General features: G+C 70.0%; 21 protein-coding genes. 12 read left to right on the forward strand and 9 right to left on the reverse strand.

Annotation, left to right across the window (positions count from 1 at the left end):
* The first annotated feature begins 178 nt into the window (after nucleotides 1–178).
* Complete coding sequence (locus tag QM619_RS07280; RefSeq protein ID WP_415106127.1) at nucleotides 179–3,355, forward strand: S8 family serine peptidase; 3,177 nt, start codon at nucleotides 179–181, stop codon at nucleotides 3,353–3,355.
* On the opposite strand, the gene QM619_RS07285 is transcribed toward QM619_RS07280, so the two are convergent.
* From QM619_RS07285 to QM619_RS07295, 3 genes are read right to left on the reverse strand one after another with little or no spacing between them, the layout of a single operon-like run.
* Nucleotides 3,356–3,787 (reverse strand): hypothetical protein, encoded by a 432-nt coding sequence (locus QM619_RS07285; protein WP_415106130.1) that lies wholly within the window; start codon nucleotides 3,785–3,787, stop codon nucleotides 3,356–3,358. It abuts the gene before it with no gap.
* Nucleotides 3,788–3,791: 4 nt separating this feature from the next.
* Entirely contained in the window at nucleotides 3,792–5,384 is a 1,593-nt protein-coding gene (locus QM619_RS07290) for a hypothetical protein (protein ID WP_415106133.1), read from the reverse strand.
* Between the two features lie 10 nt (nucleotides 5,385–5,394).
* Nucleotides 5,395–6,363, reverse strand: coding sequence for a LacI family DNA-binding transcriptional regulator (locus tag QM619_RS07295; protein WP_415106136.1), 969 nt, complete (start codon nucleotides 6,361–6,363; stop codon nucleotides 5,395–5,397).
* Nucleotides 6,364–6,442: 79 nt separating this feature from the next.
* On the opposite strand from QM619_RS07295, the gene QM619_RS07300 reads away from it, so the two are divergent.
* Both QM619_RS07300 and ald read left to right on the forward strand, forming a co-directional pair.
* Nucleotides 6,443–8,104: an alpha-amylase family glycosyl hydrolase gene (locus QM619_RS07300; protein WP_415106139.1), complete on the forward strand. Its 1,662-nt coding sequence runs from the start codon at nucleotides 6,443–6,445 to the stop codon at nucleotides 8,102–8,104.
* Between the two features lie 273 nt (nucleotides 8,105–8,377).
* Nucleotides 8,378–9,496, forward strand: coding sequence for an alanine dehydrogenase (gene ald / locus QM619_RS07305; protein WP_415106142.1), 1,119 nt, complete (start codon nucleotides 8,378–8,380; stop codon nucleotides 9,494–9,496).
* A 123-nt stretch (nucleotides 9,497–9,619) separates the two neighbouring features.
* Here ald and dcd read toward each other — a convergent pair whose 3' ends face one another.
* The gene (gene dcd, locus QM619_RS07310) at nucleotides 9,620–10,195 is read right to left on the reverse strand and encodes a dCTP deaminase (protein WP_415106145.1); all 576 of its coding nucleotides are present in this window, start codon (nucleotides 10,193–10,195) and stop codon (nucleotides 9,620–9,622) included.
* Nucleotides 10,196–10,274: 79 nt separating this feature from the next.
* Here dcd and QM619_RS07315 point away from each other — a divergent pair, with 79 nt between their 5' ends.
* Nucleotides 10,275–10,448, forward strand: a complete 174-nt coding sequence (locus QM619_RS07315) for a DUF5302 domain-containing protein (protein WP_415106148.1) — start codon at nucleotides 10,275–10,277, stop codon at nucleotides 10,446–10,448.
* An 8-nt stretch (nucleotides 10,449–10,456) separates the two neighbouring features.
* Here the strand turns inward: QM619_RS07315 and QM619_RS07320 are convergent, their stop codons facing one another.
* The 3 genes from QM619_RS07320 to QM619_RS07330 all read right to left on the reverse strand — a co-directional run bounded on the left by QM619_RS07320 (nucleotide 10,457) and on the right by QM619_RS07330 (nucleotide 15,371).
* Nucleotides 10,457–10,855: a hypothetical protein gene (locus QM619_RS07320; RefSeq protein ID WP_415106151.1), complete on the reverse strand. Its 399-nt coding sequence runs from the start codon at nucleotides 10,853–10,855 to the stop codon at nucleotides 10,457–10,459.
* Nucleotides 10,848–13,970 (reverse strand): BTAD domain-containing putative transcriptional regulator, encoded by a 3,123-nt coding sequence (locus tag QM619_RS07325; protein ID WP_415106153.1) that lies wholly within the window; start codon nucleotides 13,968–13,970, stop codon nucleotides 10,848–10,850. The genes QM619_RS07320 and QM619_RS07325 overlap by 8 nt, the downstream gene beginning before the upstream one ends.
* A gap of 147 nt (nucleotides 13,971–14,117) precedes the next feature.
* Entirely contained in the window at nucleotides 14,118–15,371 is a 1,254-nt protein-coding gene (locus QM619_RS07330) for an MFS transporter (protein WP_415106156.1), read from the reverse strand.
* Nucleotides 15,372–15,593: 222 nt separating this feature from the next.
* Between QM619_RS07330 and QM619_RS07335 the strand changes: the two genes are divergently transcribed.
* The 5 genes from QM619_RS07335 to QM619_RS07355 all read left to right on the forward strand — a co-directional run bounded on the left by QM619_RS07335 (nucleotide 15,594) and on the right by QM619_RS07355 (nucleotide 17,927).
* Entirely contained in the window at nucleotides 15,594–15,926 is a 333-nt protein-coding gene (locus QM619_RS07335; RefSeq protein WP_415106159.1) for an ArsR/SmtB family transcription factor, read from the forward strand.
* A 2-nt stretch (nucleotides 15,927–15,928) separates the two neighbouring features.
* Nucleotides 15,929–16,414 carry an SRPBCC family protein gene (locus tag QM619_RS07340; RefSeq protein WP_415106162.1) on the forward strand — a complete coding sequence of 162 codons (486 nt, stop codon included), beginning with the start codon at nucleotides 15,929–15,931 and terminating at the stop codon, nucleotides 16,412–16,414.
* A gap of 26 nt (nucleotides 16,415–16,440) precedes the next feature.
* Nucleotides 16,441–16,620, forward strand: coding sequence for a hypothetical protein (locus QM619_RS07345; protein WP_415106164.1), 180 nt, complete (start codon nucleotides 16,441–16,443; stop codon nucleotides 16,618–16,620).
* A gap of 63 nt (nucleotides 16,621–16,683) precedes the next feature.
* Nucleotides 16,684–17,112: an OsmC family peroxiredoxin gene (locus QM619_RS07350; RefSeq protein ID WP_415106167.1), complete on the forward strand. Its 429-nt coding sequence runs from the start codon at nucleotides 16,684–16,686 to the stop codon at nucleotides 17,110–17,112.
* 65 nt (nucleotides 17,113–17,177) lie between these two features.
* Nucleotides 17,178–17,927: an alpha/beta hydrolase gene (locus tag QM619_RS07355; RefSeq protein ID WP_415106170.1), complete on the forward strand. Its 750-nt coding sequence runs from the start codon at nucleotides 17,178–17,180 to the stop codon at nucleotides 17,925–17,927.
* A 19-nt stretch (nucleotides 17,928–17,946) separates the two neighbouring features.
* Here the strand turns inward: QM619_RS07355 and QM619_RS07360 are convergent, their stop codons facing one another.
* The gene (locus QM619_RS07360; RefSeq protein ID WP_415106173.1) at nucleotides 17,947–18,135 is read right to left on the reverse strand and encodes a hypothetical protein; all 189 of its coding nucleotides are present in this window, start codon (nucleotides 18,133–18,135) and stop codon (nucleotides 17,947–17,949) included.
* A gap of 193 nt (nucleotides 18,136–18,328) precedes the next feature.
* Between QM619_RS07360 and QM619_RS07365 the strand changes: the two genes are divergently transcribed.
* Complete coding sequence (locus QM619_RS07365; protein WP_415106176.1) at nucleotides 18,329–19,255, forward strand: hypothetical protein; 927 nt, start codon at nucleotides 18,329–18,331, stop codon at nucleotides 19,253–19,255.
* On the opposite strand, the gene QM619_RS07370 is transcribed toward QM619_RS07365, so the two are convergent.
* Nucleotides 19,207–19,770: an NUDIX hydrolase gene (locus QM619_RS07370; protein ID WP_415106179.1), complete on the reverse strand. Its 564-nt coding sequence runs from the start codon at nucleotides 19,768–19,770 to the stop codon at nucleotides 19,207–19,209. The genes QM619_RS07365 and QM619_RS07370 overlap by 49 nt on opposite strands.
* Before the next feature lie 55 nt (nucleotides 19,771–19,825).
* Between QM619_RS07370 and QM619_RS07375 the strand changes: the two genes are divergently transcribed.
* The gene (locus QM619_RS07375; protein ID WP_415106182.1) at nucleotides 19,826–20,650 is read left to right on the forward strand and encodes an NAD-dependent protein deacetylase; all 825 of its coding nucleotides are present in this window, start codon (nucleotides 19,826–19,828) and stop codon (nucleotides 20,648–20,650) included.
* A 77-nt stretch (nucleotides 20,651–20,727) separates the two neighbouring features.
* Nucleotides 20,728–21,504 (forward strand): EI24 domain-containing protein, encoded by a 777-nt coding sequence (locus tag QM619_RS07380; protein WP_415106185.1) that lies wholly within the window; start codon nucleotides 20,728–20,730, stop codon nucleotides 21,502–21,504.
* Nucleotides 21,505–21,517: the final 13 nt, after the last annotated feature.

Below are 21,517 nucleotides of genomic sequence, written 5' to 3' on the forward strand. Positions count from 1 at the left end.
TCGCGCGGATTCGAGCTAGGGTCGGCATCGCAGGCCCCAACCATTGCATCACGCGACCACAACTGGCCGCACGCACTCTTGAATGACACGTTGACTCTCCCCGACGTGCTCCGTAGCCTCGCGACAGGAGGCCTACCGTTCCCTCCGTCGCCCCCCATCCAGAAAGGCCGGGCAGACCTTGCTACGCCGAAGAATCCTGATTGCCACGGGCGCACTGGCCCTGACCGTTCCCACCGTCGCCTACGCCGAGCCCGGCGCCGATCGATTCGAGGAAGCACCGAGTTCGTCGCAGATCGACAGCTCCTTCACCCCCGGCTTTCTCGACTCGGACAGCCCGGTCACCGTGATGGTCGAGCTGGCCGGCGATCCGGTGGCGGTGGTCGAGGCCCGATCGGCGAAGCCGCTGACGGCGTCCCGCGCGGCGCAGCTCAGGTCGGGGCTGAAGAAGTCCCAGGACCGGGTGAAGTCCGAGATCCAGAGCCGCGGCGGCACGGTCTTCTCGCAGATGCAGTCGGCCTTCAACGGCATGCGGGTGTCGCTGCCTCGCAAACAGCTGTCGGCGGTCTCGCAACTGCCGGGGGTGGCCTCGGTCCAGGCCGTGCCGACCTATCGCATCGAGAACGCGACCAGCGTGCCGTTCCTCGATGTCCCGCAGGTCTGGCAGAACAGCAAATACCGGGGCAAGGGGGTCAAGGTGGCGGTCATCGACACCGGAATCGACTACACCCACGCCGACTTCGGCGGTCCGGGCACCGTGGCCTCGTACAAGAAGGCCAAGGCAAGCAACACCCCGAACCCCAAGTGGTTCGGCCCGAAGGCCCCCCGTGTGAAGGGCGGCTACGACTTTGTCGGCGACGCTTACGACCCCGACAAGGCAGGATCGAAGCCGGAACCGGACGCGAATCCGCTGGACTGCCAGGGACATGGCAGCCATGTGGCCGGGACTGCCGCCGGCGGCGGCGTCACCGCGGACGGCAAGGCCTTCACCGGTCCCTACGGCGAGGAGACCTCGAAGCGAAGCTTCACCGTCGGACCGGGCGTCGCGCCGCAAGCGGACCTGTACGCGTTGAAGGTCTTCGGCTGCGGCGAGGTGTCGACCGATGTGATCACCGAGGCCATCGACTGGGCGGTGAAGAACCGGATGGACGTCATCAACATGTCGCTGGGCGCGCCCTTTGGCCGGGCCGACGACGCGGACGCCATCGCGGCCCGGAACGCGCAGGCCGCCGGTGTGATCGTGGTCGCCGCGGCCGGCAACGAAGGGCCCAACCCCTACTTGGCCGGATCCCCCGGTGCCGGGCAGGGCGTGATCAGCGTGGGAGCCATCGACTCCACCGCCACCTTCCCCGGTGCCACCCTGACGTTCAACGGCACCACGATGGCGGCGACGAACGCCAACGGCGCCACGATGCCGTCGACGCCGCTGACCATCGTGAACCTGACCGACGACCCGAAGACCGAGGACGACGAGTCGCTCGGCTGCGAGGTCAGCGACTACACCCGGGTCGGCATCAAGAAGAGCGGCAACCAGATCGCGGTGACGACCCGCGGCGTCTGCGCACGGGTTGCCCGCGGCGTGTATGGACAGAAGGCCGGCGCCAAGGCGGTCGTGATGGTGAACACGTCTGCCACATACCCGCCGTACGAGGGCGAGATCCTGACCAACCCGGACGACGAGGAGGACTACACGGTCACCATTCCGTTCGTCGGCGTCCGCAGCACTGACGCAGCGGCACTGAAGGCTGCCGACGGCAAGCCGCTCACCCTTGCCGCAGGCGACCCCGTCGCCAACGCGGACTTCCGCAAATACGCCAGCTTCAGTTCTGCCGGGCCCCTCACCGGCGACAGCGGGCTGAAGCCCTCTCTCTCCGCGCCGGGGGTCAACATCCGGTCCGTCGCGGTCGGCACCGGCAACGGCATGGCGGTCAACTCGGGCACCTCGATGGCGTCGCCGCATGTGGCCGGCGTCGCGGCACTGGCCAAGCAGGCACACAAGAAGTGGTCGGCCCGCGAACTCAGCGCGGCACTGGTCACCACGGCCGATCCTGCGAAGGTGACCGGGTACGGGCTGACCCTGGGCGGCGGCCTGGTGGACGCCAAGCAGGTCACCTCCACCAGCATCTACGCCGTCGGCGATCGCTACTCGACCTCGGCCGGCACGGTCTACGATGGCACGCTCAGCTTCGGCTTCCACGAGTTCACCGGCAGCTACAGCGCCGCGAAAAAGCTGACGCTGGTGAACAAAGGAGCGAAGAAGGTCGCCTTCACGCTGAAGAACGCCACGACCGCGGCGTCGGTGCCGGCAAAGGTGTCGCTCAGCCGCACCAAGGTGACGGTTGCCGCCAAGAGCAGCAAGACGGTCAAGGTCACCCTGAGCGTGCCGGCGAAGACCGTCGGCTCGTCGCTGGACAGCAGCGACCGGTTCGGATTCCGCCAAGCGTCCGGCAACATCACGATCACCACCAACGGCAAAGGCACCTTGCGGGTGCCCTACCTGATGGTGCCGCGTGCCCAGGCCAAGGTGTCAGCCAAGCAGACAGTGGTGGAGTCGGGACTGATCAGCGCGAACACCACGGCGACGCAGGAGACGCCAGCCAAGGCTCTGGCGGAATCGTCGGACGTCGCTTCGCCGCTGCGCTATGCCAATGTCACGCTGACCAACCCCAAGGGCGCGCTGCGGGCCGGTGCCGACGTCTACACCTGGGGGTTGCAGGATCCGCAGGACGTGAAGAAGTCCGCTCCGCGTGGCATCGACCTGCGTGCCGCCGGCGTCCAGTCGTTCGAGGACGACGGGAAGCAGTTCCTGGTCTTCGCGGTCAACACCTGGGACCGCTGGTCGAACGCCGCCGCGCAGGAATTCGACGTCGCCATCGACACCGACCGCGACGGCAAGCCCGATTACGTCCTGTATGCGGTCGACTCGGGGCAGGTCCGCGACGATTCCGTCAACGGGATCAGCGAGGTCTTCATCTACGACGTCGCCGAGGAGACGCTGAGCGCCGCCGGGTTCATGGCGCAGGCCCCGACCGACAGCAGCACCATTCTGCTCCCGGTGAATGCCGCCGACCTGGGGCTGACCAGCAAGGCCGGAACCTTCGACTACACGGTGGCCAGCTATTCGCAGCTGGATGCCGCCGAGGACGAGATCGACGGCTGGGCACGCTACAACCCATGGAATCCGGCGATCAGCAACGGCGACTTCGCCTTCGTGCCGGCTAACGGCTCGACCACGGTGCAGCTGACCTTCGACCAGGACGCGCTGAAGAGCCAGAAGCCCCTCGGAACGATGGTGGTCGTGCTCGACAACAAGTCGGGCAAGGACGAGGCGCGACTGCTGCCGACGCCGACGTTCTGATCAGCTTCCGATCGCGCGAGGACCGGACCGCTCGCACAGCCGGGCGACGTCGCTGCCGCCGAAACGGTAGTCGTAGCGGCGTCCGTCGGCCTCGACGACGATCCGCATGCCGTGGACCAGCGCCTGTGTGTAGTGGACGCCGGGTCGCGGGCATCCCAGCGACCCGTCGTTGAAGGCGAGCGATTCGGCCGAGACGATCCGCAATGAATCGGTCGGGACGCCACGACCGTCCAGGTCGGCGCGGATCGCGTCCAGGCGCGCGTCGGACACTGTGGCCGGACCGCCGGACGGAGTGGGCAGCGGCCCGGCGGAGGCGAAACGGCCCGGTTGCGGGTTGGGCACGCTCTGCCGCGGCTCTGGGGTTGTCGGCGGTGTGGTCATCGAACAGGCGCTGACCAGGGCGAACGCAAACAGGCAGCCGAGGCGACGCATGCGGTCAGTGTAGGAGCCGTTGCATCAGCGCGACCGCGCCGCCGGTGGAATCATAGGTCACCGCGACCAGGTCGGCTTTGACCGCGACCATCCACAGCTTCCCGTCGCTGTCGGACGGCAGACCGTCGCGGGCCCGGCGGCGCAGTTCGTGGCGAGCGGTCTCGGCTTGGGCCGGACTGATCCCGGACGCCGGCGCCGCCGGGCGGGCGTCCACGATCAACCAGGGACCGATGGTGCCGCCGCGGGCCACGGACGCGGTGGCCAACGCCATCGCGAACGGTGACAGCCGCAACGTCCCGCCGTCGGTCTCGGCACCGAACACTTCGATGCCGAGCCCGAACGGTCCGTTCAGCCCCAGCGCCCGCACCGCCTCCGCCTGGTCGCCGTCGGCGATCGCGCTGACCGGGGCGAAGTCGTCCGGATAGACCCGCTGGGTGGTGGCGGTGGTGTCCCCCGGCTTGCTGGCGATCGCCAGCAGGGCGCCGTCGGACGGCCGGATCACCACCACGGCAGCCCGGCCCGACGATCGGGTCAGCAGCGCCTCGGCGCGAGTCTGCAGGTCCGCGTCGAGGGTGGTCCGCAGCGGCTGGCCGGCGACGGCCGGCACCTGGAAGAGGTCGCGCGCCTCTTCCGGGTGGCCATCCGGATAAGCCTGGACGACGAACCCGGTGACACCCATCAGCGACGCGTTGTGGACCCGTTGCAGGCCGGCCAGACCGACCATGTCGCCCGCCCGGATGCTGCCGCCGCCGGACCGGATCGCGTCGTCGGTGGCCTCGCCGACACTGCCCAGCAGCTGCCGCGCGAAGGTGCCGGAGCGGGCCAGCGGCCGGACGGCGTCCAACACCCGGACGCCGGCGAGGCGGCGGACGGCGTCCAGAATGCGCCACTCGACCTGCCCGACGGTACGGATCACCGCGGCCTCGACGTATGCCCTCGGGCCGTTGGCGGCGACCCTGGCCACGAAGCTGTCGACATCGACGCCGACCGCCTTCGCCAGCGCGGCCGCCGCCGCGGGTTGGGCGTCTGCGGGAATCAGCGTCTTGTCCAGCCCGATGCGTTTCGCGTCCTGGTTCCAGACCAGCCGCTCGTCGTCCTGCCCGAGGATCTCGCCGCGTTCCGGGGCCAGCCGGACGGCGCGCAACCGGTCGTCGGCATCAAGCCCCGAGGCGATCAGATCGCGTTGCCACACCCCGGTCCAGCCGTCGGTGCCGCGAACCAGACGCAGATAGGCGTCCTGCACCCAGGGCGATTTGCCGGCGTGGATCACCCATTCGGCGCGCAGCCGGGCGGTGGCCTCCCGCTGATCGTCGCTGAGCTGGACATCGACGACCTCGATGGCCGGACGCAGCGTGCCCATGCCGCGCAGGGTGGCCTCCAGATCGGCCGCCTCCTTCGGCCCGACCGTCGAGCCGAAGGCGCCGTCGCCGATGGTTCGGCCGGCGATCGCGTCCGCCGCTCGCCGGGCCGCCGCACTCGCCCCCGGCAATGGATCGGTCACCGTGCGCCACACCAGACAGCCGCCGCCGACCAGCAGCACCGCCAGCAGCACGACCAGCCACAGCGCAGGTCGCCGCGAGGTGGTTGTCGTGCTCATGAGCGGCATGCTAATCGGCGGCTCCGACAACTCCGGTGCTGCCGCGGACGACCAGCCGCACCGGCAGCTCGACATCGCGCGGCGCGGTCACCGCGGGGTCGGCCCGATGGGCCAGCGTCTGCTGAATCGCCTGGGCAGCGGCGCGGCCCTTGGCGTCCGGGTCTTGGGCAATCGTGGTCAAGCCGAGGACGGACGCCACCGGATGATCGTCGAACCCGACCACCGAGAGGTCCTCGGGCACCCGCAGGCCGAGCTCACCAGCGGCCGCCAGGGCGTCCGCGGCGACCAGGTCGGAGAAGCACAGCAGCGCGGTCGGCCGGTGCCGACGCAGCAGCTCGGCGATCGAGGCACGGTTGTCGCCGAACACCTGCACGAAGCTGATCACCGGTTTGATGCCGGCCAACCCCTCGATCCATCCTGCCATCCGTTCGCCGCCCGGCGGGGACAGGATCGCCACCCGCGTGTGGCCCAACGACGCGACATGAGCGGCGGCCTGCCGGGCGCCGCCGCGGTCGTCGATGGTCACCCGGACGCCGTCGTCCCAGGCCATGTCGACGCCCACCACCGGAACCCCGCGGCGCCGCAGCCACTCCACGCTGGGGGCGTCCAGGTCGCAGGAGTAGGCGATGGCGCCGTCCATCGCGACGTCGTGGGCGGGCACCGTGGGCGGCAGCATGGTCAGCGCCAGGGCGTCCGCACTGAGCTCGTCGGCCACCGCGCCCAGGAACCGGGCGGTCACCGCGTCGGACAGCGCCAGCCGCAGCGGCTGCGTCCAGAGCACCCCGATCACGCCGGTGGTGCCGGTGGCCAGCGACCGGGCCGCCGGATCGGGTCCGTGGTAGCCGAGTTCGGCGGCTGTGGCGAGGATCCGCTCACGCAGGTCGGCGGACAGCTGATCGGGCCGGGAGAAGGCGTTGGACACGGTCATCCGGCTGACCCCGACCCGGTCGGCGATGGACTGCAGCGTGACTCTCGGCATGGCTCCCTTCCGCGACTTGCCGCCGGCCGTCCGGCTGACTATCTTTACCGATACAGAACTATACCGGTAAAGGGGATCCATGAACGGGCGGAACGCGGGCGACGACTGGTGGCGGCATGCGGTGGTGTATCAGATCTATCCGCGCAGCTTCGCCGACGCCAACGGCGACGGGGTCGGCGACATCGCGGGCATCCGCAGCAAGCTGCCGCACCTGTCGGCGCTCGGTGTCGACGCGATCTGGATCAGCCCCTGGTACCCCTCGCCGATGGCCGACGCCGGCTACGACGTCAGCGACTACCGCGACATCGAGCCGGTCTTCGGCACACTGGCCGAGGCCGACGCGCTGATCGCCGAGGCGCACGCCGCCGGGATCAAGGTCATCATCGACATCGTCCCGAACCACACCTCCGACCAGCACGCGCTGTTCCAGGCCGCCCTGGCGGCCGCTCCGGGCTCCCCGGAACGTGAGCTGTACGTCTTCCGCGAGGGCCGCGGCAGCGACGGCGAACTGCCGCCCAACGACTGGCAGAGCAACTTCGGCGGTCCGGCCTGGACCCGTGTCCCGGACGGCCAGTGGTACCTGCACCTGTTCGCCCCCGCCCAGCCGGACGTCAACTGGCGGCACCCCGCGGTCCGGGCCGAGTTCGAGCAGACCCTGCGGTTCTGGTTCGACCGCGGCATCGACGGCTTCCGGATCGACGTCGCGCACGGCCTGGAGAAGGACTGGGAGCTGCCCGACCTGAACGGCCTGGCCTTCCCGCTGGCCGACGACGCCGAGCACGACCATCCGCACTGGGATCAGCCGGCCGTGCACGAGATCTTCCGCGAGTGGCGTGCTGTCGCCGACGAGTACAGCCCGGCCCGGGCGTTCTGCGGCGAGATCTGGGTCGGACGCCCGCAGCGGCTGGCCGCCTACCTGCGGCCCGACGAGCTGCACACCGCGTTCAACTTCGACTTCCTGATGGCGCCCTGGCTGCCCGGTCAGCTGCGGTCGGTGATCGACGCCACCATCGCCTCGCACGCCGCCGTCGGCGCCCCGCCCACCTGGGTGCTGGGCAACCACGACGTCTGCCGTCCGGTGTCCCGCTACGCCCGCGACCAGCGGCTGTTGAAGCCGATGGACCGGCACCTGTTCGACTTCCAGGACCTGCCCGCCGATTTCGATCTCGGACGTCGGCGCGCCCGCGCCGCCGCCCTGCTGATGCTCGCGCTGCCCGGCGGCGCCTACGTCTACCAGGGTGAGGAGCTCGGGCTGCCCGAGGCCGAGCACATCCCCGCCGAGGCGCTGCAGGATCCGACCTGGGTGCAGTCCGGCGGCACCGACAAGGGCCGCGACGGCTGCCGCGTCCCGCTGCCGTGGACGTCACAGGGCGACAGCTATGGCTTCTCGCCGGATGGTTCGGCCGCGCCCTGGCTGCCCCAGCCCGACGACTGGGCACCGCTCGCCGCGGACGCCCAGGACGGCGTCCCCGGTTCGACGCTGGAGCTGTACAAGGCGGCGTTGCAGCAGCGGCGTGAGCTCTCGGCGCTGGGCGACGGCACCCTGGAGTGGCTGACCAGCCCGGCCGGGACGCTGGCCTTCGCCCGTCCGGCAGGCGCCGACGGCGCGAGGTTCCAGTGCTGGACGAACCTGGGCAGCGCCCCGGTCGCACTCCCGGAAGGCGAGCTGTTGCTGGCCTCCGGCGAGCTGGACGCCGATGGCAGCTTGCCATCGGACACCACCGTCTGGCTGCGCGGCTGACAATTCCTGAAATTGCCCGCCGAATGATGTATCAGGCCCGTGGGCGGCCCTACCTAGTCGTTGTAAGTCACTGATCCCGAACAGCTGGGGGGCGCAGTTCGGCGGTCTGACTTCTTCGGGGGACGCATGGTGCGCGACGCGCCGGCCGACCGACCCTTCGGGGGATGGGACGGACGCCGGGCGCGTCGCGCACGGCGTTTTGCTGGGCGGCCGGTTTTGGTCGGCGGCCGGTCCTACACTGCTGGCACCATCAGCGCCGACCGAAGGAGCGCCATGAGGATTGCCATCCCCACCGAGGTGAAGAACAACGAGTACCGGGTGGCGATCACGCCGGTCGGGGTCCATGAGCTCGTCCGGCGCGGCCATCAGGTGTTCGTCCAGGCCGGTGCCGGGCTCGGCTCGTCGATCGCCGATGCCGAGTACGCGGCCCAGGGCGCCACCATCGTGCCGGACGCCGACGCGATCTGGGCCGCCGGCGAGCTGGTGATGAAGGTGAAAGAGCCGGTGGCGTCCGAGTACGGCTATCTGCGCGACGACCTGGTGCTGTTCACCTATCTGCATCTGGCCGCCGACCGGCCGCTCACCAAGCGGCTGCTGACCGCCGGCACCACGGCGCTCGCCTACGAGACGGTGCAGTTGCCGAACGGGATGCTGCCGCTGCTCTACCCGATGTCGGAGGTGGCCGGCTGCCTGGCGCCGCAGGTCGGGGCGCACGCGATGATGAAGGCCCAGGGCGGCCGCGGCGTGCTGATGGGTGCGGTCGGCGGCGTCCCGAATGCCAAGGTAGTGGTCCTCGGCGGCGGTGTGGCCGGCCAGAACGCCGCGAACATCGCGCTCGGCATGGGCGCCAACGTGACCATCCTGGACACCGACCTGGAGAAGCTCCGGATGACCTTCTGGCGCTACGACAACCGGGTCCAGGGCATCGTGTCGAGCAGCCTGAGCGTCCGCGAGCAGGTGTTGGCCGCCGACCTGGTGATCGGCACCGTGCTGATCCCCGGCGCTCGTGCGCCGAAGCTGGTCACCAACGAGATGGTGGCGCAGATGCGGCCCGGATCGGTGCTGGTCGACGTGGCGATCGACCAGGGCGGCTGCTTCGAGGACTCGCACCCCACCACGCACGACGACCCCACCTTCACCGTGCACGACTCGATCTTCTACTGCGTGGCGAATATGCCGGGGGCGGTGCCGAACACCTCCACTTGGGCGTTGACCAACGCCACCCTGCCCTACGCGGTGCAGTTGGCCGGCAAGGGTTGGCGGCAGGCCTGCGTCGACTCGCCGGCATTGGCGCTGGGGTTGAACACGGTGGCCGGCACGATCACCTGCGCCGGGGTCACGGACGCCTTCGCCGACCTACCCAGCGCGGGGCTGCCGGACGTCCTCGGCTGACCGGAACGTCGTCATCCTGGCGAACGCCAGGATCTCCGTTCGCACGCTGGCGAACGGAGATCCCGTGGCAAGCACGGGATGACGAAATGGCAAGCCGGGATGACACAGCCGGATATCGCGCCCTCAGACGTCGGCGCGGTGGAAGTTCTGGAAGCTCCGGGAGGACGTCGGGCCGCGCTGATTCTGGTAGTGCGAGCCGTATACCGCCGAGCCGTACGGATTCTCCGACGGGCTGGTCAGCTGGAAGAAGGCCAGCTGACCGATCTTCATGCCGGGCCACAGCATGATCGGCAGGGTCGCCACATTGGACAGCTCGAGGGTGACGTGGCCGCTGAAGCCGGGGTCGACGAAGCCGGCGGTGGCGTGGGTGAGCAGCCCGAGGCGTCCCAGACTCGACTTGCCCTCGACCCGCGCGGCCAGGTCGTCGGGCAGCGTCACCGTCTCCCAGGTGCTGCCCAGCACGAACTCGCCGGGGTGCAGCACGAACCCCTCGGCGGGGTTCACCTCGACCAGCCGGGTCAGCTCGGGCTGATCCTGGGACGGGTCGATCACCGGGTATTTGTGGTTGTCGAACAGCCGGAAGTACTTGTCCAGCCGGACGTCGACGCTGCTGGGCTGGATCATCGCCGGATCCCACGGGTCGAATCGCACGCGTCCCGCGTCGACTTGGGCGCGGATGTCGCGGTCGGAGAGCAGCACGGCCCGAGGCTATCGCGACTCACCCCCTACAGTGGTGTCCTCGCGCCAAAGAGCAAGGCCAAAGAGCAAGGAGGCAACGATGCCGGAAACCGATCCGAACGCCGACACCAAGGCCGCCTTCAAGGCCGCCCTGGAACGCAAGCAGCAGAGCCAGCACGCCGGCGCCGACCACACCGATGCCGCCCGAGGCACGGGCAAGAGCACCCACGCCCAGGGCGGCAAGCGGCAGTTCCGGCGCAAGTCCGGAGGCTGAGCCGGAGTTCAGAGGGAGGCGTCGCCGACCACGTAGAGCACCACCAGTTGCGCGGCGCGGTCCTTCAGCAGCGTCACCTCCGGTGGAAATTCGGTGACGTTGGTCTGATCGACCACGACACCCAGCCGCCAGTTGTGCTTGCGCACCTTCTTGAATGCCTTCTGGAAGGTGTCGGAGAAGTCCCGGTGCCTGGTCAGATAGTGCTGGATGTGCTCCGGTACGGGAACGTTCTTGACGTTCGCGACCGCCGTGATGAAGGCGAGCGCCGAGCGCCCACGCCGGACCTCCTCCCAGGCGTCCCGATAGACCTGCTGTCGGTCGTCATCGGTCGACCAGTCGTTCCATTGCAGGACGAATTGCGTGGTGTCGTCGTCGAAGTACTCTTCGATCGGTCCGCCTTTAGGCATCGGGGGTCTCCTTCTGTGTGAACCGAACCCAGGTGGGTGCGAATTTGTGGGCCACGGACGTCGCCAACCGGGCGTGCCGGATGCTCTCGTCGAGCCTCCCGCGCAGCCTCAGCAACCGGGCCAGGTGGAAGTCCGCAGGACCGATCCCCGCAGACCCACCGATGACGAGCCAGCCGCCACCGTAGACAGCCAGCTCGCCGGCCAGTTCATCGGCGAACCCGGTCGGAGGTTCGGTGCGGCCGAGTGCCGACACGATCAGACCGGCACCGGCAGCCGCCCGGAAGGTGCCTCGGACGTCACCCCAGAGCTGCTCGAGGTGATCGACGGACACCGGCTCCCCCACTGCGGCGGCTATCGCGGCGGCTGCGATCTGGTACAGCGGATCGAAGCCGGAGATCTCGTCGTCGAGAGTGTCCAGGACCGGCGCCAGGTCGGCCAGCCGACCGTCGCGCAAGGCGTCGCTGAGCATCCGTTCGTGGCTCGCGATCACCACCGTCTCGGGGTCGACACCCGCCTGCAGCGCCTGCGCCTGGCGGGCGTGGCGCTCGGCGGACGATCGGCGCCCGGCCAGAGTGGCGAGCATCTCGGCCTGGAGCGTGGCCCACCAGCGGTGCAGCACCGAACCTGTTGCCTCGGCACGTCCGGCATAGTCGTGGACGGCGGCAGAGGCCCCGAACCGGTCGGCGAGCGCGACGTGCGCGCCCACCACGAGGCGCAGGGCCTCCAACTCGGCCCCGGCGCTGTCGACCCGAGCGCCGGCAACGGCCATTCGCTGGGCTAGTTCCAGACGGCGCCGGGGCGGCTGCTGCCGCGGCCAAGTCAACGAGTGCAATGCCCGCAGCGCATCCAGGGCGATCGCCGGGTCGGGGTCGGTTGCTCGCTGGGCGATCTCGGGCTCCACCTCGCCCAGGGCGGCCAACATGGTGGCGTCGCCGGTCATCCCGACCCGCAGGTAGCTCTCGATCAGCCGGACGCGCAACGCGGCCTGGTCGGCAGGCAGCCACTCCAGCGCCTCGCCGAGCAGCAGCTGGGCCCGCCGAGCGTCCGCCCCCATCGGCACCCCCCACGGTCCGGCCGCGGCCAGTGCCGCCCGCGCGAAGAGGGCCGGGGCACCGGCGCGGCGGGCCACCGCGGCCAGCTCTCCGGCCCGAGTCGTCGCCTGCTCGACGCGTCCGCCGAGGGTGAGCGCCGTCGTCGCGTCCAGCGCCCAGGGCAGCCAGCGTGCCGGCCCGAGGTGTGCCCGCTGGGCCAGGTCGACCGCCTGGGCATAGCGGTCCGCGGCGGCCAGCGGCGACCCCGCAGTCAGCAGGGCGGCAGCCTCCGCGGCGGTGTAATGCGCCGCCTCGGTGCCGGTGTCGCCGAGTTGCCGAGCCTGGTGGGCGATCCGCGCGATGTCGGGGTCGGGACGGGCGGCGAGCAGATCGATCATCCGCCGGCGCGCGGCTGTCGGCACCGGACCACGGGCCAGCACCTCACGGAACCCCGCATGCCGGAAGGCCAGGCCGTGCGGCGATTCGATCAGCAGGCCCGCCTCCAGCGCCGCCTCGGCCAGCGCGGCGGACTCCATGCCAGACAGCTGCAGCGCCGCGCGCAGCACCGGCAGATCGAGGTAGGCAGGCCGGTCCGAGGCGGCCAGAGCGAGCAGTTCGGCGCCTCCGGCGGGCAATCTGGCCACACTCCGCCGGACGAATTCCTCCAGGCTCGCCGGGGCGTCGACCCAGCGTCCGGTCGCCTCGGCCTCGCGCGCCAACGCTGCCAGCAAGAAGGGGTCGCCGCCGGCCGACGCGACCACGCGCTCGATGAGTGCCTCCCGTCCGGGGTGGACGCCGGAGACCAGCGACTCGACCAGCGCACGGGCGGCGGTGTCATCCAGCGGCTGGACCTCGAGCGCGACGCAGTCGGTGGCGGCGATCGAGCCGTCGGCGAGCAGCGGATGGTCGACCAGCGGACGGGTGGGCCCACCGGTGACGAAAGGGCAGATGCCGAGGAAGCGGGCAAGTGCCCGCAGCAGGCCCAGTGTGTCCGGAGCCAGGGTGTCCAGGTCATCGACGATGAGTACCCGGCCCGGGCGACTCAGGGCACCCGCCACCGCAGTGGCGTGGTCGCCGGCCGACCTTCCGGTCAAGGGGACGCCGACGGCGTCCGCCAGGCCGGCGACCGCACCTGGATCCGGCGGCAGCAGCACGGCGCCGGGCAGCGCCCGGGCGAGGTGGTTCAGCACGGTGGTCACGCCGATGCCGGGGCGTCCGCCCAGCGCGATCAGCGCCGGCGGCCGCGGGGCCGCCAGCAAGCGAGTCACGGCGTCCACCAGATGCTGCCGGCCGATCGGCGCGGACGACACCGTGACGGCGGCCTGGACCGGTGGGTCGAGCCGTGGGTGCTGGTTGAGCAGATCGTTCTCCAGCCGCCGGAAGGCGCGTCCGGCGTCCAGGCCGTAGTCGGCCGAGAAGCGTTCGGTGAACGCTCGGCATTCCTCCAGCGCGGCGACCTGGTCGCCGCTGCGGTACAGCGCCAGCACCAGGCTGGACGCCAACGCCTCCGACTCGGGGAACTCCACGCACCAACGCCGCAGGTCGGCGACCGCCGCGGCGTGCCGGCCGGCAGCCAGTTCGACCGCGGCCAGTTCGACCAGCAGCTCGGCCCGCCGGCTCTCCAGGTAGCTACGCATCACATCGATCGACTCGATTCCCTCGATCGCGCCGAACGGCGTCCCGTGCCACTGCACCAACGCGTCGCGGAGCTGCTGCCCGGCCGCGCGCGGGTCGAGCCCGGCCAGTTCGCGGCCGCGGCGCAGCGCGTCGTCGAAGCGCTGGGCGTCCAGTTCGTCGGGCTCGACGACCAGCCGGTACCCGCCGGCCGTGGACACCAGCCTGGACACCTCCTGGCGCCGCATCGCCGCTCGCAACCGGTCGATGTGCACCCGGATCGCCGTGCTCGCCGTCCGCGGCGGACGCCCGCGCCAGACCCGGTCGATCAGGACGTCGAGGGTGACCGGATGGTTGTGGTCGGCCAGCAGCACGGCGAGCACCGTCGCCTCCATCGGACGCAGCCGCTGCGGCTCGGCGTCCACCGTCACGCCGACCGGGCCGAGCACACGGAAGTCGACCGCAGCCATCTGACCTCCGGGGGACGAGGAAATCTGCCGATCCGTACCCTAGCCCCCCGCCAGCCGCCCACGGCAGGTGCGACCTGGGGACCTTGTGCTCAGCCATGGCTCAGCGTCTCGACGGTGGATAAACCAGGCGTAAACCTGGCGAAAATCTCAGGCCGGCAGGCGGGTGGGCCGTCCCATCCGGTTCCACAGGTAGCCGGCCGCGACCAGCGCCGCCAGCCCGGTGGCGATCGCCCCGACCAGCAGCGTCCAGCGTGGCCCCCATGCGTCCCCGACCCAGCCGATCAGCGGGGCGCCCAGCGGCGTCCCGCCGGTGAAGATGGCCATGTAGAGGCTCATCACCCGGCCGCGCATCTCGGGTGCGGTGGTCAGCTGCACGGTGGTGTTCGCGGCGGTCATCACGGTCAGCGAGGTGAGTCCGGTCGGCACCAGCAGCACGGCGTAGCTCCAATAGTCGGGGGCCAAGGCGAGCGCGGTGGTGACCACCGCGAAGGCGGCCAGGCCGCCGACCACCAGCCGCAGTCGCGGACGCCTCCGCCGGGCGGCGAGCAGTGCGGCGGCGAGCGTGCCGGAGGCCATCACCGAGCCGAGCAGGCCGTAGCCGTCCGGGCCGACGCCGAACACCTTGGTGGCCATCAGCGCGTTGGTGATCTGGAAGTTCAGCCCGAAGGTGCCGAGCATGAAGATGCAGAACAGCACCAGCTGCAGGTCGGGTCGGCGCGCGACGTACGCCATGCCCTCGCGGATCGCACCGCGTCCGCGACGGATCGGCGCCGGATGCAGGTGATCGGTCCGCATCAGGAAAAGGCCGAGCAGCACGGCGGCGAAACTTACCGTGTTGACGGCGAACACCGGCCAGATGCCGATCCAGGCGATCATCACCCCGGCGATGGCCGGGCCGAGCAGCCGGGCACCGTTGAACGAGGCGCTGTTCAGTCCCACGGCGTTGCCGAGCAGGTGGTCGGGCACCACTTCCGAGACGAACGCCTGCCGCGCCGGCGCGTCGAAACCCCACAGCACTCCGGCGATGGTCGCGCTGGCGTAGACGTGCCACAGCTGGACGGCGCCGGTGGCCACCAGCGCGGTCAGCACGGCGAAGACCAGCGCGGTGCCGGACTGGGTGACCAGCATGATCCGGCGTTTGCCGAAGCGGTCGGCCACCACCCCGGCGAACGGCGCGACCAGGACGCCGGGCGCGAACTGCAGCGCGGTGATGTAGCCCAGATCGGTGGCGGAGTGATCGGTGAGCTGAGTGAGCACCAGCCAGTCCTGGGCGACCCGCGCCATCCAGGTGCCGACGTTGGAGTTAAGAGAGCCCAAGAAGAGCAGCCGGTAGTTCGGGACCGCCAGCGATGCAAAGGTGCGAATCGGGTCCAGCGGTTCGCCTGGGTCGTTCTCGCTCACTGCAGCCGGCTCGTTCTCATCGACGCCATGCTACGTGCGGCGTCCGCTCGCTGGTGAGGAGCCGAACCCCCGTACGGCTCCCCACCACGGCCGCACCCCCGCGCGGCTTCGCAAGCCCCCCTACTCGCGTCCTGCCTGGTCAAGGCTTCCGCCGATCCATAAACGGCTGGTAAACGCGGCAGGTGTTGACAATCTACAACCATTCGGTTGTAGGTTTGTTGCGTGATCGAGAGCGACGACGACCGGGCGGACGCCCTGTTCCATGCGCTCGCCGACCGCACCCGGCGCGACATCCTGCGCCGCGTGCTGGCCGGCGAACACTCGGTCAGCACGCTGGCGACGAGCTACCAGATGAGCTTTGCCGCCGTGCAGAAGCACGTTGCCGTCCTCGAGCGGGCGGGATTGTTGACCAAGCGTCGGCAGGGCCGCGAGGCGCTGGCCAGCGGCGACGTGCAGATGGTTCGTTCGGCCGGCCGGCTGCTGGCCGAACTCGAAGAGGTCTGGCGCGCCCGAGTCGCCCGGATCGACGACCTACTCAACCAACTCAAGGAGTGACCATGCCTGTTGTCGACGTCACCACCGACCTCGATGCCCTGTCCCTGACGATCGTCGCCGATTTCGCCGCCGGCGTGCAGCGGGTCTGGCAGATCTATGCCGACCCCCGCCAGCTCGAGCGAATCTGGGGGCCGCCCGGGTATCCCGCCACCTTCGTCGACCACGATCTGCGCCCGGGCGGGGTGATGAACTACTACATGACCAGCCCCGAGGGCGAGAAGTTCTGCGGCTACTGGCGCATCACCGAGGTCTCCGAACCGGACTTCTTCGCCTTCGCGGACGGCTTCGCCGATCAGGAGTTCACCCCCAACACCGACCTGCCCGAGTCGCAGAACGTCTATTCGTTCGCGCCGCACGAGGGCGGCACCCGTGCCACCTTCGTGGCGACCTATCGCAGCGCCGAGGCGCTGCAGCAGGTGCTCGACATGGGAATGATCGAGGGCGCGACGGCCGCGATGGGCCAGATCGACGATCTCCTGGCCAGCTGAAAGTTTCATGAGAACTCGCGAACCGGTTGCCGCATTCGCCCTGGCTCCGCAAAGCGAACTGGGAAGGCTGCGACGCCAAAGGCAAGAAGGTAGCCGCCGGCAGCTACACCTGGACGCTCAAGGCCGACGCCCGCGACGGCAGCGGTACTGTGACGGATGTGACCGGGCTGACCGCCGCGACGGGCACTGTGAAGGTCAGGAGGTAGGCCAGCCTCGGGACGACAAAGGGGGACGTCCGTCCGCCGATTCCGCACAGAAGGAGCAGCTTCATGGCAACACAGAGCACTGCACAGGCCCACTGGGAAGGCAGCCTGATCGAGGGCGCCGGCAGCGTCGATCTGGTCACCTCCGGCGTCGCCCACTTCGACCTGAAGTGGGCGAAGCGGGCCGAGGCCGGTGCCGGAACCACCAATCCCGAAGAGTTGATCGCAGCGGCCCACGCAGCCTGCTATTCGATGGCGCTGTCACATGCACTGGCCGGCAACGGCACCCCGGCCGAGTCGGTCGACACCACGGCGGTCGTCGGCTTCCAGCCCGGCCAGGGCATCACCGGCAGCGACCTGACCGTGGTGGCCAAGGTGCCCGGCCTGACCGAAGAGGAGTTCCTCACGTTCGCCGAGAACGCCAAGACCGGCTGCCCGGTGTCCGGCGCACTGGCCAGCATTCCGATCACTCTGAAGGCCACGTTCGTCTTCTGAACGCCGAGCCGGCGGCATCGAGTCGATGCCGCCGGCTTTCGCGTCCGGTGCGCCATGATGACGCCATGAAGATCATGCCGGGAGCGGAACCGATCAGCGTGGACGGTTCGGACGTCGGGGTGGTGCTGTGCCACGGCTACCCGAGCACCCCGCAGTCGATGCGCGGCTGGGCGGAGCATCTGGCGTCCGCCGGCTACTCGGTGCGGGTGCCGCTGCTGCCCGGCATGGGGACGCATTGGCGCGACCTGAATGCCACCGGCTGGCAGGACTGGTACGGCGAACTCGCCCTCGCCTACGAGCAACTGGCCGGCCGGTGCCGCACGGTCTTCGCCTGCGGGCTGTCGATGGGCGGGCTGCTCGCCACCAAGCTGGCTCAGGAGAAGCCGGCTCTGGCCGGCCTGGTGCTGGTCAACCCGATCTTCGCGCACACCAGCCCCGCCCTGAAGGTGTTGCCGGTGCTACGGCACGTGATTCCGTCGCTGGGCGGCATCGCCGGCGACATCAAGAAGCCGGGCGTGGTCGAGTTGGCCTACGACCGCAACCCGTTGCAGTCGATGTACAGCCAGACCCGGCTCTGGCGAATCGTGGTGGAGGACCTGCCCCAACTGCGGCTGCCGGTGCTGCTGTTCACCTCGCGCGAAGACCACGTCATTCCGCCGATCTCGTGGCAGACCTTCCTGAAGCGGGCCGGCTCCACCGACGTCACCCAGGTGATGTTGGAGAACTCCTACCACGTCGCCACCATGGACAACGACGCCGAACTGATCTTCACCGAGTCCGAGCAGTTCATCCGGAGACTGACGCCGGAACTCTAGGGAAGCGCTTCCCTGCTAGTCAGCCCTGGTCGGACGACGACTCGCTCAGCTTGGTGGCGTCGATCACCGGGGTGTCCTGAATGATCACCAGGCCCTCGTCGAAAGAGTCGGCGGAGTCGGCACTGGGCGCGGATCCGATCACTTCTGGCACGGCTGCGATCAGGTCGGGCACGGCGTTGGTGGGCGGAATGGGTGGCTGCGTGGTCATGGTCTGCCTCCTTCGGTCGTCCTGTTCCGAGTGTGCGACGGCACGGGTGAGGCGCACCACCCCCATCGGGGTGGGCTCGGGCGTGTCCTGCTATCCGTTCGGCCAGCCCTGAGGTTTTCTCCGAAGATCGTTAGTCGAACAAACCTTCTGTCACTAACATTCTCCTAAAAACCACCCCCAGAAGAAGGTCCCGTTGGACAGGAAAGCTCTCGCGGACACCTCGCAGAAGCTCCGCGAACTACTGCTCGAACCCGACTACGCGTGCAGGTGGCAGGCACGGATCGGGCGTCGGCAAGCGCATGCCCTGCATCAGAGCGGCATCTGCCAGGTCCTCGCCGAGTACATGTGGGCGAACGGACTGGAGTCCGCCGACGACGAACTACTGCCTCGCAAGCTCAAAGACCGGGTCTACCGCGCCCTGGGCGGCAACTCGCTGAGCCTCGCCACCCTGCGCTGGTTCACCGAGGCATTCGAGATGAAGCCGGGCGACACCGCCACCCTGCTGCACCTGACCGGCTCGGCTGGGGCCGGTGGCACGCTGATCGGCGCCCGCCGCGCACTGGTCCGCCCCGGCGTCCTGCCGCCGCGACGGCACCGGACGGTCTCACTGAAGGACTGCCACAGGATCGGCCCGGACGGCCTGCCCGAGTCGCACCGCACCGTCCAGGTGATTCGCGCCGAGGAGGACCTCGACCGCTACCCGTGCGTCTTCGACACCGACGCCGCCAGCTTCCGGGTGGTTCGCGGCGGCCGCTGCGGCGAGCCGTACGCGGTCGGCGACGGCCTGTACGCGGTCGACATCCTGCTCAACGAACCGCTCCGGGCAGGTCAGGCCACCCTCGTCGAGTACGAGACGACCTTCTGGTACCGCACCCCACCGCCCCCGGAGTTCCGGCGGGCGACCGTCGACCGCATCTCGAACGTCGACATGCGGGTGCAGTTCCATCATCTGCGCCTGCCCCGACGCGTCTGGAGCAGCGAATGGTCGGCCCTCGACGCCCCGCCGGCCTACTCCGAGAGCGTCGAGTTGGACGCCGAGAAGTCCGTGCACCGCAACTATCCGGCGCTGGATCACACCGTGGTCGGGTTCCGCTGGGAGATCGCGCGGCCCGGACGCTGAACCTCGGTCGGTACCTCGGTCGACGCTGCCGGCCAGTCGCGGCCGAGCACCGTCTCGGCGCGGTCGGCGAGCACGACCTGAATGCGTTCGGCGTAGTTGCGCGGCATATCGGGCAACGCGTCCAGCGGGAAGAAACGCGCCTCGGTGGCCTCGCCGTCGACCGGCACCGGCTCTCCGGACAGCCACCGGCAGCGGAAGGTGTGATCGATGTACTGGGTGACGTCCCCGTTGGCGTAGACGACCGGATCGGTCACGTTCAGCCAGGCCAGCCGCTCCACGGCGATTAGGACACCGGCCTCCTCGGCCGCTTCGCGGATCGCGGCGACATGCGGGTCCTCGCCCGGATCGACGATGCCGCACACCGGCGACCATGCCCCGTCGTCACTGCGCCGCACCAGGAGCACCTCGGCACCGTCCGTGCCGTCGCGCAGGATCACCGCGGTCGCACCGGACAGCCAAAGCATGTCGTGGCCGACCTTGGCGCGCAGGTCGAGGATGAAGTCAGGTACCGGCATCCGGCCACACTAGCGCCGCGTCCGCCGCCGTCGCGGGGGCGGCGATAATACGGGCGTGAGCGTGGACGAGTTGGCGGCACTGGTGCGCGGGCGACGCTGGGTGGCGCTCACCGGTGCCGGGATCAGCACCGATTCGGGCATTCCCGACTATCGCGGGGCGGGGTCGCGTCCCACCAGCCCGATCCAGTACGACGAGTTCCTGCGTTCCGCGGACGTCCGGCGCCGCTACTGGGCGCGCTCGCTGCTGGGCTTCCGCAGCTTCGGCCAGGCTCGGCCCAACGCCGGCCACCGGGCGCTGGCGGCGCTCGCCGACCGTGGCCTGACCACGGTGATCACCCAGAACGTGGACGGGCTGCACACCGCCGCCGGCACCCCCGACGTCCTCGAATTGCACGGCCGGATCGACCGGGTGCTCTGCCTGGACTGCGGCGCCCTGTCGTCCCGGACGACGTTGCAGCGCCGGCTGGAGGCGGCCAACCCCGACCTCGACGGTTCGCTCCCGGCCGGCCGGGCCGAGATGGACGACGGACGGCTGCGTCCCGACGGCGACGCCGTGGTCGAGCACTGGGGTGACTTCGTGGTGTTGCCATGCGAGGTGTGCGGCGGGGTGCTGAAGCCCGACGTGGTGTTCTTCGGCGAATCCGTCCCGGCGCCGCGGGTCGCCGACGCCTACGCGGCGGTGGACGCCGCCGACGTCCTGCTGGTGGCCGGCTCGTCGCTCACCGTGATGTCCGGGCTACGGTTCGCCCGGTACGCCGCACGGGCCGGCACGCCGGTGGCCATCGTGAATCGCGGGGCAACCCGAGCCGACGAACTGGCCGCGCTGCGTCTGGACGCCGGCTGCTCGGAGACCCTCTCCGAGCTTGTGAACGCCCTGTGAGTTTTTGTTGACTGCACAACTATCGGCGACCGTGCCCTACAGTGACAGGCAGCATTCGGCCTGAGGAGAGGGGGGCCGTGGGCAATCCGACGGCTACCGCCCGCGCCCGGACGAAGCCGACGACCGGACTGTTGTCCGGCCTGGGGCTCGTGGTCACCGGCGCCGGCCTCGTGCTGCGCCGACGCCGGCTCTTCGGCCTGGGACTCATTCCGCCGTTGATCACCACGGTGCTGTTCCTGGTGCTGTTCGCCAGTGCCAGCTTCCTCTCTCCGGGGATCGCCGTCTGGCTGACCCCGTTCGCGGAAGGCTGGCCGGGCGTGGCCGCGCTGCGTGCCGTCGTGTCGGTGCTGGTCGTCGCGGTCAGCGGCGTCCTGCTCGTGCTGCTGTTCACCGCAACCACGCTGGCGCTGGGCGCGCCCCTGTACGACCGAATCTCCGAAGAGGTGGACGCATACGCCGGCAGCTACGCGTCCTCACCGGACGAGGGTCTGCTGCGCGCCCTGTGGTCCGCCTTCACCCATCTGCTCAAGACCGTGGCGATCAGCCTGCCGGCGGGCGCCGGAATCTTGCTGGTCGGCTTGATTCCGGGCGTCGGCGGCGTCTTGGCCGCGATCGCCTCGGCTCTGTTCGGCGGCTGGACGATCACTCTGGAGATGACCGGCTCGCCGGCCGGGCGCCGCGGCATCCGCTCGTTCGCGGCACGTCACCGGCTGCTCGCCCGCGACCCGTGGCTGGCGCTGGGCTTCGGCGTCCCGGTCTTCCTGCTGCTGTCGGTGCCGGTGGTGTCGCTGCTGGTGTTCCCGATCGCCACCGCCGCCGGCACTCTGCTCACCCGCCGGCTGGCGGCGCGCTGATCGCGACAGCGAA

Source organism: Micropruina sp., assembly GCF_047606665.1.
Taxonomy (GTDB): Bacteria; Actinomycetota; Actinomycetes; order Propionibacteriales; family Propionibacteriaceae; genus Micropruina.

Coding starts and splice junctions, on each gene's coding strand:
- QM619_RS07350 (WP_415106167.1), top strand. CDS start 16,684: ATGGCAACACAGAGCACTGCACAGGCCCACTGGGAAGGCAGCCTGATC.
- QM619_RS07295 (WP_415106136.1), bottom strand. CDS start 6,363: ATGCCGAGAGTCACGCTGCAGTCCATCGCCGACCGGGTCGGGGTCAGC.
- QM619_RS07320 (WP_415106151.1), bottom strand. CDS start 10,855: ATGCCTAAAGGCGGACCGATCGAAGAGTACTTCGACGACGACACCACG.
- QM619_RS07300 (WP_415106139.1), top strand. CDS start 6,443: ATGAACGGGCGGAACGCGGGCGACGACTGGTGGCGGCATGCGGTGGTG.
- QM619_RS07340 (WP_415106162.1), top strand. CDS start 15,929: ATGCCTGTTGTCGACGTCACCACCGACCTCGATGCCCTGTCCCTGACG.
- QM619_RS07370 (WP_415106179.1), bottom strand. CDS start 19,770: ATGCCGGTACCTGACTTCATCCTCGACCTGCGCGCCAAGGTCGGCCAC.
- ald (WP_415106142.1), top strand. CDS start 8,378: ATGAGGATTGCCATCCCCACCGAGGTGAAGAACAACGAGTACCGGGTG.
- QM619_RS07355 (WP_415106170.1), top strand. CDS start 17,178: ATGAAGATCATGCCGGGAGCGGAACCGATCAGCGTGGACGGTTCGGAC.
- QM619_RS07285 (WP_415106130.1), bottom strand. CDS start 3,787: ATGCGTCGCCTCGGCTGCCTGTTTGCGTTCGCCCTGGTCAGCGCCTGT.
- QM619_RS07315 (WP_415106148.1), top strand. CDS start 10,275: ATGCCGGAAACCGATCCGAACGCCGACACCAAGGCCGCCTTCAAGGCC.
- QM619_RS07360 (WP_415106173.1), bottom strand. CDS start 18,135: ATGACCACGCAGCCACCCATTCCGCCCACCAACGCCGTGCCCGACCTG.
- QM619_RS07290 (WP_415106133.1), bottom strand. CDS start 5,384: ATGAGCACGACAACCACCTCGCGGCGACCTGCGCTGTGGCTGGTCGTG.
- QM619_RS07325 (WP_415106153.1), bottom strand. CDS start 13,970: ATGGCTGCGGTCGACTTCCGTGTGCTCGGCCCGGTCGGCGTGACGGTG.